Here is a 12,531-nt window from a genome sequence, read left to right as displayed (position 1 = left end):
ATCTACTTGCCGAGGGCGGCAGACAGAGCGTCCGATTCCTCCTGGATCGTCGCCGAGTCCACGAGATCCGAGGCATCGTCGAGCAGCGTCTGCGTTCGGGTGTCGAGCAGCTCCTGCGCGACACCCGAGTCCACCAGGTTCTCTTGCAGTGACGCCGACGCCGCATCGACGAGCGCAGCAAACTCCGGCACGTCCATGAAGCGCTCGACCAAGATGTTCGACCCGCCCATCGACCCCATGCCGCCGCCGGCATTGCCACCGGCACGGGTAGTTCCGCCAGCGTCGTCAGTGTCGTCCGCGGTTCCAGCGGGGCCCGCGCCACCCGGCGCGAACCCGCCGTCGGTGCTCGCATCGTCGTCGGTCGGGCGATCCTGCCCGCCCGGGGGCATGCCGCCGCCGAAACCGGCACCGTCGGTGTCGCCACCACCGCCACCGTCGAAGCCGGCACCGCCGCCCATTCCGCCGCCGGGGCTGGCCCCGAACGCGAGGTTCAGATCCCAGTTCACCACGGTCATCTGCGTCGTGTCGGGGTCGTAGTAGAGGTAGGAGTTGTTGCCGGGGCCGTCGATGTCGTCGGAATTCTGCACCAGATCCTGGAACGCGAGGTACGTCGCGAATGACTGCACGTCGAGATGCTCGTCGAGATCCGCCGCGAACGTGTCGTCGTCTGACTCGTTGATCCACTGCAGGAACGAGATCAACGGGGTGAGATCGTCGTCGCCGCCCTGCTGGTCGAACACGTCGGTGTACGAGCTCTCGTCGTCACCGCGATAGCTGTAATCTCCCGAGGCATCGGCCTTGTAGAGGAGGCCGTCGCCGAGCTCGCGCTCCATCCAGTCGTCGTCGGGGTTCTCGATGACGAGGCGCAGGGAGGCGTCAGAGCCGTCGGCGCTGAAGCGCACGGCGGTCGCCTGTTCGGTTGCGAGGCCCGATTCGCGCAGCAGGTCAAGGGCCAGCGCCTCGTTCAGCGAGGTCTCCGACGAGTTGCCGCGCACGACGAGCTCGGTCGCCCCCTCGTGGTTCTGGCCATCGACGTACTTGTCGAGACGGATGATCCACGGGAGGTCTTGGGGGTTCGCGGAGCTCAGCGTCGCATCTTCGCTGGTCGAGAGCGAGCGCAGCGACGAGTTGCCTTTGAGTTTGAGACCGACGTTCTGATAGGTCGTGCCGTCGATGGTGACGTCGGCGGAGATCCATTCCTTGCTCCCCGAATCGAGGTACGCGGCGATCAGGGCGTCGTAGTCGTCGGCGTCGTAGGCGAGGTCGATGGTGTGGACCTGCGAGGCATCCCACAGGGTGGAGGTGCTGGCGGCCGACGCTGATGCGCGTGCGGATTCGCTGGCGTCAGACGCATCGGAGTCGGTGGCCTGCATCGCGGCGGCTACAGCGCTGCAGCCCGCGACGCCTGAGATTCCGGCCAGCACGAGGGCCGCGGCAATTGCGGTGGTCGCGCGCATCGACCGTCGGCGTTTCGGGCGTCGAGCGGGGCTGGTGTCGTGCGGGGGAATCGAAGGCTGCTCGGGGGTCATGTGTCTACAACACCCGATTGCCCTATGAGCACACTATGGCGCAACTGGATCGGGCGTGAGAACTCCTCATGTCGTGCGAGAATCACAGGGCGCGATTTGCGCGCTTTATTTGAATTACTCAAAATAGGTGGGTAGGGTGATCGGTATGGAGACGAGCAACGAAACGGCATTGCGCAGTGCCGGTTTGCGTGCGACCGCTGGCCGGCTCGCCGTGCTCGAGGCGCTCGCCTCCATGCCCCACTCGGACGCGGAGCACGTGTTCCGAGTGGTCGTGAGCGCATTGCCGACCACCTCGATCCAGTCGGTGCACAACATTCTCGCGGACCTGACGACGGCGGGCCTCACCCGCCGGATCGAGCCGGCAGGTTCCGCGGCGCTCTACGAGCGACGCGTGGGCGACAACCATCATCACGTCGTCTGCTCCCAGTGCGGAGCGGTCGCCGATATCGATTGCGTTGTCGGTCACACGCCGTGCCTCGCCCCGTCCACCACGGCCGGGTTCACCGTACAGACCGCCGAAGTGACGTTTTGGGGCATCTGCCCCGAGTGCGCCGTTTTGGCTGCATAGGCGAACACGCACCAGCGCCCCCGGTGACGGGGCGGTGTTCGTCGTGCCTGAAACTCCTGGAGGAGCCTCATGAGTAATCCCAAGACCACCACGCAGACCGGCACCCCGGTCGCCAGCGACGAGCACTCGCTCGCAGCCGGGCGCGACGGCGCAATCGCCCTCCATGACCGCTATCTCGTCGAGAAGCTGGCCCAGTTCAATCGCGAGCGCATCCCGGAGCGCATCGTGCACGCCAAGGGTGGCGGCGCGTTCGGCGAGTTCGTCGTCACCGGCGATGTCTCTGCGTACACGCGTGCCGCGGTGTTCCAGCCGGGTGCGCGCACCGAGACGGTGCAGCGCTTCTCCTCGGTCGCGGGGGAGCAGGGTTCACCCGACACCTGGCGCGACGTGCGCGGCTTCTCGGTGAAGTTCTACACCGCTGAGGGCAACTACGACATCGTGGGCAACAACACCCCGGTCTTCTTCATTCGCGACGGCATCAAGTTCCCCGACTTCATTCACTCGCAGAAGCGTCTGCCCGGATCGGGCCTGCGCGACGCCGACATGCAGTGGGATTTCTGGACCCTCTCGCCCGAATCCGCCCACCAGGTGACCTACCTCATGGGCGACCGCGGTCTGCCACTCTCGTGGCGTCACATGCCCGGGTTCGGGTCGCACACCTATCAGTGGATCAACGAGGCCGGCGAGCGCTTCTGGGTGAAGTACCACTTCGATGCATTGCAGGGCAACCAGGAGATGACGGGTGCCGAGGCCGAGGCGATCGCCGGTGCCGATGCCGACTACTACCGCCGTGATCTCTTCGACGCGATCGAGCGCGGCGACTTTCCCGCGTGGAAGGTCTCGGTGCAGGTGATGCCCTACGAAGAGGCGAAGATCTACCGCTTCAACCCGTTCGATCTCACCAAGGTGTGGCCGCACGCCGACTACCCGAAGATCGAGGTCGGGGTGCACACGCTGAACCGCAACCCCGAGAACTTCTTCGCGCAGATTGAGCAGGCCGCGTTCTCTCCGGCGAACACGGTGCCCGGCATCGACATCTCGCCCGACCGCATGCTCATGGCGCGCGTGTTCTCGTACCCTGACGCGCAGCGCTACCGCGTGGGCACGAACTACAACCAGATTCCGGTGAACGCTCCGGTGGCACCGGTGGCGAACTACTCGCAAGACGGCGCGCAGCGTCACGGTTTCAACGCGCCGAGCACCCCGGTCTACGCTCCGAACTCGGCAGGCGGCCCCGTCGCCGATGCGCAGGCTGCCGGGGCGGGGTCGTGGGAGTCTGACGGTGACCTCGTGCGCACCGCGGCGTCGCTGCATGCCGAAGACGACGACTTCGGTCAGGCGGGCACGCTGTACCGCGACGTGTTCGATGCGGCGGCGAAGGATCGCTTCCTCGACACCATCACGGGCGCCGTCGGCGGGGTGCAGCGCGCGGAGATTCGCGAGCGCGCCATCGGCTACTGGACGCAGGTCGACGCCGAGCTCGGCGCTGCGCTGCGCCAGCGCCTCGGGGCCGGCGAGTAACCCCTCCCTTCGCCGAGCGCCCCTGAAGTCGCCGAGCGCCTCCGATCTGCGCGTGCAGTTCGGGGGCGCTCGGCAACTTGGGGAGCGTTCGGCAACTGGCAGAGGCGAGCGCGGCTCGGGTGCCAGCGGCGCGGCTCGGGGGCATCGTCGCGAGAGGTCAGGGTGATCGTGCGGGGCGGTTGGCCCGAAACGCCGCAAACACGGCCTATCCTCGATAGCAGGGAACGTCGGCACTCCACCCGCGCTGACCCCCGGACGCGCGCGGAGATCCCGCACCGCGCCCACCGCATCCGCCGCCCGCTTCGCCGAAGAAAGCGGGCGCCCGAGAGAAAGCCGAATCCATGAGCGACCTTGCAGTGTTTGATCAGTACGAGTCTGAAGTGCGCGGCTACATCCGCTCCTTCCCCGTGGTGTTCGAGCGTGCGCAGGGATCCGTGCTGACCGCGGAAGACGGGACCGAGTACCTCGACTTCTTCAGCGGAGCCGGTGTCGTGAACTACGGCCACAACAATCCGGTCTTCACCGAGGCGCTCATCGGGTACCTGCAGAGCGGTGGCATCATCCACGGTCTCGACATGGCGACCTCGGCGAAGCGCGATTTCATCGATGCGTTCCAGCGACTCGTGCTCGCTCCGCGCGGCCTGGAGTACAAGCTGCAGTTCACCGGCCCGACCGGCGCCAACGCGGTCGAATCGGCATTGAAGCTCGCTCGCCAGGCGACGGGGCGCCAGAACGTCGTCGCCTTCACGAACGGGTTCCACGGCCTCAGCTTGGGCGCGCTCGCCGCGACGGGCAATGAGAAGTATCGCGCAGCCGGTGGGGTCTCGCTCGGCGACGTGACGCGCCTGCCCTACGACGGCTACCTGGGCGAGGGCATCGACACGCTCGACCTGCTCGAGCGCATGCTCGACGACCCGGGTTCGGGCCTCGATCTTCCGGCGGCCGTGATTGTCGAAGCGATTCAGGGCGAAGGCGGCATCAACGTCGCGAGTGCCGAGTGGCTGCGACGCCTGCGCGCGATCACCGCACAGCACGGCATCCTGCTGATCGTCGATGACATCCAGTCGGGCGTCGGTCGCAGCGGTCAGTTCTTCAGCTTCGAAGACTCGGGGATCGTGCCCGACCTGGTCACGGTGTCGAAGTCGATCTCCGCATCCGGTCTGCCCATGGCGATTCTGCTGTTGCGCCCCGAGATCGATGTCTGGAAGCCGGGTGCCCATACGGGCACGTTCCGCGGCAACAACCTCGCGTTCGTCAGTGCACGCGTCGCGCTCGAAACCTACTGGGCCGACGACGCGTTCACCGCGCAGATCGCGGAGCGCGCCGAGCAGTTGCGTGCGGCGCTCGAAGCGATCGCCGCCGACTTCCCCGAAGCCGCGTTCACGGTGCGCGGCCGCGGCCTCATGTGCGGCCTCGCCTCGCCTTCGCGACCCGAACTCGCCGGGGCGGCATCGCAGCAGGCGTTCGCACGCGGCGTCGTCATCGAGACGTCGGGTGCACGCGATGAGGTGCTGAAGTTCCTTCCCGCGCTCACGATCACTGCCGACGAACTCGACCGCGGCATCGCGATCGTGCGCGAGTCGCTCGCCGCGGCCCTGTCGGCGTAGGCTCCGTCGCCCGGCTCCGGCGGCGCTTACCCCGCGGCGCCGACCGCGCGACCGGCAGTGCGCCCTGAGAACAGGCACCCGCCTAAGAAGGTGCCCTCGAGCGCGTTGTAGCCGTGCACGCCCCCGCCGCCGAATCCGGCGGCCTCGCCGGCGGCGAACAAACCAGGAATCGGCGTGCCGTCGGCTCCGAGCACACGCGAGTCGAGGTCGGTCTGAATGCCGCCGAGACTCTTGCGGGTCAGCACATGCAGCTGCACCGCAACGAGCGGCCCGGCCGCCGGGTCGAGCAGCCGGTGCGGTGCAGTGGTGCGCGTCAGTCGGTCTCCGAGGTAACGACGCGAGTTGCGGATGCTGTGCATCTGCGCGTCTTTCGAGAACGGATTCGAGAGCTGCGCATCTCGCTCGCGTACGACGCGCTCGACGGCCACTGCGTCGAGCAGTGGCGCGTCAGTGAGTGCGTTCATGCGCTCGACGAGTTCGGATACTGAGTCGGCCGAGACAAAGTCGGCGCCGCGGTCGATGAACGCCTGTACGGGGCCCGGCGCTCCCGAGCCGAGCCGCGTCTGCAGCAGCAGTTTGCGGTCGCGGAACGTGAGATCGGGGTTCTGCTCGGACCCCGAGAGCGCGAACTCTTTCGCCGCGATGCGGTGCGTGACGATGAACCACGAGTGGTCGTGGGGTGCGATGGCCGGGTCGGTGCGCAGCAACTTGAGTGTGCCGAGGGTGTCGTGACCGGGGAGTCCGGGCAGCGGGAGACGGCGACCGAGGGCGTCGAGCCAGAGCGGGGAGGGGCCGGGCAAGATGCGGATCGCGTGGCCCGGCCAGACGGGCGCCCAGTTGCGCACGCCCTCCGTGTAGTGCCACATGCGATCGCGGTTCACGAGTCGTGCTCCGGCGGTCTCGGCGATGCCGAGCATGCGCCCGTCGACGTATTCGGGGACACCCGTGACCATGCGGTTCGGCGGCGTGCCGAGGCGCTCGGGCCAGTACTGACGCACGAGGTCGTGGTTACCGCCGATCCCGCCGCTCGTGATGATGACGGCCGACGCTCGCAGTTCGAATTCACCCGCGGGCACGCGGTTGGAGGCCGCACCGCGCGGGGTCGTGTCAGGCGCGAGCACGGTGCCGCGCACTCCGACGACTATGCCCGCCTCGGTGACGATCTCGTCGCACCGGTGCCGGTGTTTGATCTCGGTGCGACCGAGGTCGACCGCCTCGTGCGCGGCATCGATGAAGGGTTGCACGACTCCGGTGCCAGTGCCCCAGGGCACGTGGAATCGCGGCACGGAATTGCCGTGTCCGCTCGCCGTCAGATCGCCACGCTCGGCCCAGCCCACGACCGGAGTGAGATCGATGCCCGCTTCGCGAATCCAGGATCGCTTCTCGCCCGCGGCGAACTCGACGTACGCTCGTCCCCACCGCTCGGCCCACACGTCTTCGTCGCTCGGCGCCGCCCCGTCGCCGGAACCGGGGCCGGTGCCGAGCCGATCCCACTGCGCGCTTCCTCGCCAATCCTGCCAGGCGAGATCTGCCGAGTCGTGCACGCCGAGTCGGCGCTGCTCGGGGGAGTCGACGAGAAACAACCCGCCGAACGACCACCAGGCCTGCCCGCCGAGATCCTGCGGCCCCTCCTGGTCAATGATGAGTGTGCGCAAGCCCGCGCTGGCGCACTCGCGAGCGGCGACGAGGCCGGCGAGGCCGGCACCGACGATGATGACATCAGCGGCGTTGCTGGGGTTCATGCCCCCATTGTGCCTCGTTGCGGGTCGATTGCGGCGTGTTCTTCGGCGTGCTCCTGACCGGTGAGGTCGTGAATCGCCTGCATAATGCGCTCCGTGGCCTCACGACGGGCGCGACCAGCGGGTAGCTTGGCGAGATCGTGCAGCTGCACGGGGGCTCCGAAGCGCACCTCGACGCGCTCGGGTCGGCCCGTGGCTGGATTGCGCAGCGCTCGATTCGTGCCGATCAGCCCCACCGGCACCACTGCGGCCCCCGTCTCGAGGGCGAGCCAGGCCGCGCCGCTGCGCCCGCGATAGAGCCGACCGTCGCGCGAGCGACTGCCCTCGGGGAACACCGCGAATACCTTGCCTGCGGCGAGTACGTCGCGCCCGGCGTCGAGCGCGGACTGCGCGGCCGATGACGCTTCTCGGTGCACCGGGATCGCGCCGATCTGCCGGAAGAACCAACCGCCGATGCGCGATGCGAACAGTGACGACTTGGCGAGAAACTGCACCGTGCGCGGCGAAAACGATGGGATGAGGATCGTGTCGAGCCCCGAGAGATGGTTGCTCGCCAGCAGCACCGGCCCCGCCTCGGGCACATGCTCGCGGCCCGACACCCGGGGCTGAAACCGGAGCCGCAGCAGCGGACGCAGCACGGCTCGCCCGATCACGAAGACGGGCCCGGGTGACGGGACTGCTGCGGCAGGTTCGGCGGTACGCACGCTCCGAGACTATCGCCGCGCCTCCCGGTGCGAGACACGCCCACGAGTGCACAGCAAATGCATAGTGCAGGGCACGATCCGGTCACAAGGGCTTGCGGCGATTGCGGGCACCGGCATTAGGGTGGAACGACGCGCTGCTTCAAGCGCACGCACCGGGAGGGGCCGACGTGATCGAGTTCGAACGGGTGTCGAAGGTGTATGCCGGCGGCGCGACGGCGGTGCATGAGTTCTCGCTGACGATTCCATCGCACCGCGCCGTTGTGCTCGTGGGGTCCTCAGGTTCGGGCAAAACGACGTTGATGCGCATGGTGAATCGCATGGTCGACCCGACGAGTGGGCGGGTGCTGATCGACGGCGAGGACGTGCGCGACAAGAACCCGGTCGCGCTGCGCCGTTCGATCGGGTACGTGCTGCAGCAGGGCGGCTTGTTGCCTCATCGCACCGTGGCAGACAACGTCGCGGCGGTACCCGTGCTCACCGGAACGTCGCGCCGAGAGGCCCGACTCGCGGCGGGGGCTTTGCTCGAGCGGGTGGGGCTCGATCCCGCACTCGCTTCGCGATACCCCGCGCAACTCTCGGGCGGTCAGCAGCAGCGCGTCGGTGTCGCCCGGGCGCTCGCCTCCGACCCCAACATTCTGCTGATGGACGAGCCGTTCGGCGCCGTGGACCCTATTGTGCGGCGCGAACTGCAGCAGGAGCTGCTGCGTCTGCAGGCCGAGCTGGGCAAGACCATTCTGTTCGTCACCCACGACATCGACGAGGCGTTTCTCCTCGGCGACGAGGTCGTGGTGCTCGAGACCGGTGGCCGGATCGCCCAGCGCGGCACGCCAGCCGAGATTCTGGGCAGCCCCGCGAATGACTTCGTGCGTGATTTCGTCGGAGCCGACCGCGGCGAGCGTCATCTGCACGTCGTGCAGACGGAGGGGCAGCGGATCGCGGTCGATGCGGCCGGGCGCCCGGTGGGAGTGCTCGAACCGTGAAGTGGTTCTTCGCGAACTGGGAGTTCGTGGCACAGCTCGCACTGTCGCACCTGGTGCTGAGCGTTCCGGCGATCATCATCAGCGTGATCGTCGCGATCCCGATCGGCCGTCTCGCTTTTCGCCACCCGCGGGTGGGCGGCCCATTGCTCTCGGTGGCGACCCTCGCCTACGCGATCCCGGCGTTACCGTTGCTCATCATCATTCCGGCCCTGATCGGCACGGCTCTGCGGTCGTGGCAGACCATGGTGGTGGCGCTCAGCGTCTACGGTGTCGCGCTGCTCGTGCGCACCGCAGCCGACGCGTTCGGCTCGGTCGATCGGCAGCTGCGCGACGCCGCGGTCGCGATCGGGTACGCACCGCGGCAACTGTTCTGGCGCGTGGACCTTCCGCTGTCGGTGCCGGTGCTGATCTCTGGCGTGCGCGTCGTCTCGGTGTCGACGATCAGCCTCGTCACGCTGGGGGCGCTGATCGGGGTGCCGAGTCTCGGCACGCTCCTCACGGACGGCTTCCAGCGCGGCATCTTCGCGGAGATCTGGACGGGTGTGGTGGCGACGGTGGTGCTCGCGCTCGTGCTCGATGCCATCGTGCTCGTCATCGGGCGCGTGCTGACACCGTGGTCGCGACGCGTCGCATCGGGCACGCGCACAAGCGCCGTGCGTGAGGAGGTGCGTCGCGCATGAATCTGTTCGCCGATGCGATCGCCTGGCTCACCGACCCCGCCCACTGGTCGGGAGACGGGGGCGTTCCGACCCGCCTGCTGCAGCATCTCGGTCTCGCCGCCGCGGCGCTGGTCATCGCCGGTGTCATCGCGCTGCCGCTCGGCGCGATCATCGGGCATACGCGGCGAGGCGCGGGTGCCGTCGGCGCGCTCGCCGGTGCTGCGCGGGCGCTGCCGACGCTCGGCGTGCTCACGCTCTTCGGTCTGGCGCTCGGCATCGGCATCACGGCACCGTTGCTCGCCCTGATCGTGCTGGCGATCCCATCGCTGCTCGCGGGTGCCTACGCGGGCGTCAGTGCCGTCGAGCCCACCGTGCCGGCGGCGGCCCAGGCGATCGGGTTCAGCCCGACGCAGGTGCTGCTGCAGGTCGAGCTGCCGCTCTCGCTGCCCGTCATGATTGGCGGCATCCGCGCTGCGACTCTGCAGGTGGTGTCTACCGCGACGCTGGCCGCCTACACCTCCGACGTCGGGCTGGGGCGCTACCTCTTCAGCGGACTGAAGTCGCGCGACTACGGCCAGATGCTGGCGGGGGCGCTGCTCGTCATCGCGCTGACCATCGTGCTCGAGATCTTGCTCGGGGCGTGCCAACGCCTCGCCGCCCGCCGGATCGCGCGGCTCCCCGCGCGCACCGGCTGAATGCACCATCCAAACGCCGACCGGCACCGAACACCGTACGACCATCAGATCACCTACCGAGAGGACCCGATCATGCATCGTCGACCCGCACTGCGCTCCGCCAGGTGGGGAGCCGCGCTCGCCGCTGGCGCGCTCGCCATCACTGCCGCGCTGACCGGCTGCTCGAGCGGCGACCCGCTCGACAGCGGCTCGGCCGACTCCGGCGGCTCATCCGAGGGCGGCACCATCGTCGTCGGCTCGCAGGATTACTACTCGAACGAGATCATCGCCGAGATCTACGCGCAGGCGCTCGAAGCGAAAGATTTCGACGTCGACCGCCAGTTCCGCATCGGGCAGCGAGAGGTCTACCTCCCGGAGATCGAAGCGGGCAAGATCGATCTCTTCCCGGAGTACACCGGCAACCTGCTGCAGTTCTTCGTTCCGGATGCGCCAGAGCGCGTGTCCGACGATGTCTACTCCGCGCTCGAGAAGGCCATGCCCGAGGGGCTTCGCGTGCTCGATCAGTCGCCCGCGACCGATCAGGATACCTATGTCGTCACGAAGGAATTCGCCGACAAGTGGCAGCTGGAGACCGTCGAAGATCTGAAGAAGGTCACTGATCCGCTGACCTTCGGGTCGAACTCCGAGGCGGAGACGCGCCCCTACGGGCCAGCCGGGCTGGCGAAGACCTACGGTATCGAGGGCGTCAAGTTCACGCCGATCGAAGACAGCGGCGGCCCGCTGACGGTGAAGGCGCTCAAGGACGGGTCGATCCAGTTCGCGAACATCTACTCGGCCGACCCCTCGCTGCAGGCGAACGATCTCGTGACGCTCGAAGACACGAAGGGCATCTTCCTCGCTTCGCACGTCGTGCCGATCGCGAGCGAGAAGATCGACGATGCGGCGGCGCAGGTGATCAACGATGTCGATGCGGCGCTCAGCCCTGAAGACCTGGTGTCGTTGAACGGGGAGAGCGTGAACGACGAGCGCTCGGCCGCCGACATCGCGAAGGATTGGCTCTCCAAGCAGAACCTCTGAGCGAACATCCCGCGCGTGATGGCGGGGTCGACCGTAGGATCTCCCCATGGAGAATGCTGCGTTCGACCTCGCCATCATCGGTTCCGGATCGGGCAACTCGCTCATCACCCCGTACTGGGATGACCGACGGGTCGCCATCGCGGAGCAGGGCACGTTCGGCGGCACCTGCTTGAACGTCGGGTGCATCCCGACCAAGATGTTCGTGCGGCCGGCGGCGCTGGCGCGCGGGCCGGAGGAGGCTGCCCGACTCGGGGTGACCCAGCACACCGACTCGGTCGATTGGCCGGGGATGCGCGATCGCATCTTCGGCAGGATCGATGCCATCTCGGCTGGGGGCGAACGCTATCGACGCGATGAGCTCGACAACGTCTTGCTGATCTCGCAGCGCGTGCGCCTGACCGGAACGCACGGCTTCGTCGCCGATGACGGCACCCGCGTCGAAGCGAAGCAACTCGTCATCGCCGCGGGGTCGCGCGCGGTACTGCCCGATGTTCCGGGCATCGATCTGCCCCAGGTGCACACCTCGGACACGATCATGCGGCTGCCCGAACTGCCGCGTCGCGTGCTGGTCGTCGGCGGCGGATACATCGCGGCCGAATTCGCGAACATCTTCTCGTCGTTCGGTTCGGAGGTGACGCAGGTGCACCGAGGGGAGCGCTTGCTGCGCCGATCCGACGAGGACATCGCGGAGCGCTTCACCAGCGAGGCCGCTCGGCAGTGGGACCTGCGGCTCGAACGCGAGCTCGCGTCGGTGCACCTCGGCGATGACGGGGGCGTCGTCGCGGAGCTGGTGCCCTCGGGAAACGCTGCTACTGGATCACCGAACGCATCGGAACGCATCGCGGTCGATGTCGTGCTGGTCGCGGTGGGCCGCACGCCGAACTCCGATCTCGTGGGCGCGCGAGAGGCCGGGCTCGATCTGCACGAGGACGGCCGGATCGCCGTCGACGCGTTCCAGCGTGTGCTCTCGGGCGGCGAGCCCGTCGCGGGGCTCTACGCGCTCGGCGACATCAGCTCGGCCGCGCAGCTCAAACACGTCGCGAATCATGAGGCGCGCGTGGTCGCCCACAATCTCGAGCACCCCGATGACCTTCGCCCCTCGCGACAAGAGGTGATCCCGGCAGCAATCTTCACCGACCCCGAGATCGCCCAGGTGGGCTGGACGGAGGCCGAGGCGGTTGCCGAGATCGGTGCCGAGCACGTGACGACCAAAGTGCAGGCCTACGGCGATACCGCGTACGGGTGGGCACTGGAAGATCGCACGGGCGTCTTCAAGATCGTCGCGGACCGTCGTGACGGGCGCATCCTGGGCGCGCACGTGCTGGGGTACCAGGCATCGAACCTCATTCAGGTCGTGGTGACGGCGATGAGCTTCGGCATCGACGCCCACACGGCTGCGCGCGGCCAGTACTGGATTCACCCCGCGCTGATGGAGGTCGCGGAGAACGCGCTCCTCGGACTCGATGTGCCGACAGGAGTGCGCCCTCCGCTCTGAGCGGTGTGCGGGGAGAC

General features: G+C 68.0%; 11 protein-coding genes. 8 read left to right on the top strand and 3 right to left on the bottom strand.

Annotated elements, in window-relative coordinates; genetic code table 11:
• Positions 1 to 2: 2 nt before the first annotated feature.
• Entirely contained in the window at positions 3 to 1,529 is a 1,527-nt protein-coding gene (locus AMS67_RS08335) for a CotH kinase family protein (protein WP_053386954.1), read from the bottom strand.
• Positions 1,530 to 1,674: 145 nt separating this feature from the next.
• On the opposite strand from AMS67_RS08335, the gene AMS67_RS08330 reads away from it, so the two are divergent.
• From AMS67_RS08330 to ectB, 3 genes are all read left to right on the top strand, one after another.
• The gene (locus AMS67_RS08330; RefSeq protein WP_053386953.1) at positions 1,675 to 2,097 is read left to right on the top strand and encodes a Fur family transcriptional regulator; all 423 of its coding nucleotides are present in this window, start codon (positions 1,675 to 1,677) and stop codon (positions 2,095 to 2,097) included.
• A 69-nt stretch (positions 2,098 to 2,166) separates the two neighbouring features.
• Positions 2,167 to 3,618 carry a catalase gene (locus tag AMS67_RS08325; protein WP_053386952.1) on the top strand — a complete coding sequence of 484 codons (1,452 nt, stop codon included), beginning with the start codon at positions 2,167 to 2,169 and terminating at the stop codon, positions 3,616 to 3,618.
• A gap of 341 nt (positions 3,619 to 3,959) precedes the next feature.
• Positions 3,960 to 5,225, top strand: coding sequence for a diaminobutyrate--2-oxoglutarate transaminase (gene ectB, locus AMS67_RS08320; RefSeq protein ID WP_053386951.1), 1,266 nt, complete (start codon positions 3,960 to 3,962; stop codon positions 5,223 to 5,225).
• Positions 5,226 to 5,251: 26 nt separating this feature from the next.
• On the opposite strand, the gene AMS67_RS08315 is transcribed toward ectB, so the two are convergent.
• Positions 5,252 to 6,967, bottom strand: a complete 1,716-nt coding sequence (locus AMS67_RS08315) for an FAD-binding dehydrogenase (RefSeq protein ID WP_053386950.1) — start codon at positions 6,965 to 6,967, stop codon at positions 5,252 to 5,254.
• Positions 6,964 to 7,668: a lysophospholipid acyltransferase family protein gene (locus AMS67_RS08310; RefSeq protein ID WP_082305390.1), complete on the bottom strand. Its 705-nt coding sequence runs from the start codon at positions 7,666 to 7,668 to the stop codon at positions 6,964 to 6,966. The genes AMS67_RS08315 and AMS67_RS08310 overlap by 4 nt, the downstream gene beginning before the upstream one ends.
• A 167-nt stretch (positions 7,669 to 7,835) precedes the next feature.
• On the opposite strand from AMS67_RS08310, the gene AMS67_RS08305 reads away from it, so the two are divergent.
• The 5 genes from AMS67_RS08305 to AMS67_RS08285 all read left to right on the top strand — a co-directional run bounded on the left by AMS67_RS08305 (position 7,836) and on the right by AMS67_RS08285 (position 12,514).
• Positions 7,836 to 8,648: an ABC transporter ATP-binding protein gene (locus AMS67_RS08305; protein WP_053386949.1), complete on the top strand. Its 813-nt coding sequence runs from the start codon at positions 7,836 to 7,838 to the stop codon at positions 8,646 to 8,648.
• Positions 8,645 to 9,328 (top strand): ABC transporter permease, encoded by a 684-nt coding sequence (locus tag AMS67_RS08300; protein ID WP_053386948.1) that lies wholly within the window; start codon positions 8,645 to 8,647, stop codon positions 9,326 to 9,328. The genes AMS67_RS08305 and AMS67_RS08300 overlap by 4 nt, the downstream gene beginning before the upstream one ends.
• Positions 9,325 to 10,002, top strand: a complete 678-nt coding sequence (locus AMS67_RS08295) for an ABC transporter permease (protein ID WP_053386947.1) — start codon at positions 9,325 to 9,327, stop codon at positions 10,000 to 10,002. Before AMS67_RS08300 ends, AMS67_RS08295 begins: the two co-directional genes overlap by 4 nt.
• A 72-nt stretch (positions 10,003 to 10,074) precedes the next feature.
• Entirely contained in the window at positions 10,075 to 11,019 is a 945-nt protein-coding gene (locus tag AMS67_RS08290; RefSeq protein WP_053387034.1) for an ABC transporter substrate-binding protein, read from the top strand.
• A gap of 46 nt (positions 11,020 to 11,065) precedes the next feature.
• The gene (locus AMS67_RS08285) at positions 11,066 to 12,514 is read left to right on the top strand and encodes a mycothione reductase (RefSeq protein WP_053386946.1); all 1,449 of its coding nucleotides are present in this window, start codon (positions 11,066 to 11,068) and stop codon (positions 12,512 to 12,514) included.
• Positions 12,515 to 12,531: the final 17 nt, after the last annotated feature.

This window comes from Leucobacter japonicus, assembly GCF_001273855.1.
In the GTDB taxonomy this organism is placed as follows: Bacteria; Actinomycetota; Actinomycetes; order Actinomycetales; family Microbacteriaceae; genus Leucobacter; species Leucobacter japonicus.
The sequence above is the reverse complement of the archived record's forward strand: the minus strand, read 5'-3'. Positions and strand labels throughout refer to the sequence as shown.

Coding starts and splice junctions, on each gene's coding strand:
- AMS67_RS08335 (WP_053386954.1), bottom strand. CDS start 1,529: ATGACCCCCGAGCAGCCTTCGATTCCCCCGCACGACACCAGCCCCGCT.
- AMS67_RS08330 (WP_053386953.1), top strand. CDS start 1,675: ATGGAGACGAGCAACGAAACGGCATTGCGCAGTGCCGGTTTGCGTGCG.
- AMS67_RS08325 (WP_053386952.1), top strand. CDS start 2,167: ATGAGTAATCCCAAGACCACCACGCAGACCGGCACCCCGGTCGCCAGC.
- ectB (WP_053386951.1), top strand. CDS start 3,960: ATGAGCGACCTTGCAGTGTTTGATCAGTACGAGTCTGAAGTGCGCGGC.
- AMS67_RS08315 (WP_053386950.1), bottom strand. CDS start 6,967: ATGAACCCCAGCAACGCCGCTGATGTCATCATCGTCGGTGCCGGCCTC.
- AMS67_RS08295 (WP_053386947.1), top strand. CDS start 9,325: ATGAATCTGTTCGCCGATGCGATCGCCTGGCTCACCGACCCCGCCCAC.
- AMS67_RS08290 (WP_053387034.1), top strand. CDS start 10,075: ATGCATCGTCGACCCGCACTGCGCTCCGCCAGGTGGGGAGCCGCGCTC.
- AMS67_RS08285 (WP_053386946.1), top strand. CDS start 11,066: ATGGAGAATGCTGCGTTCGACCTCGCCATCATCGGTTCCGGATCGGGC.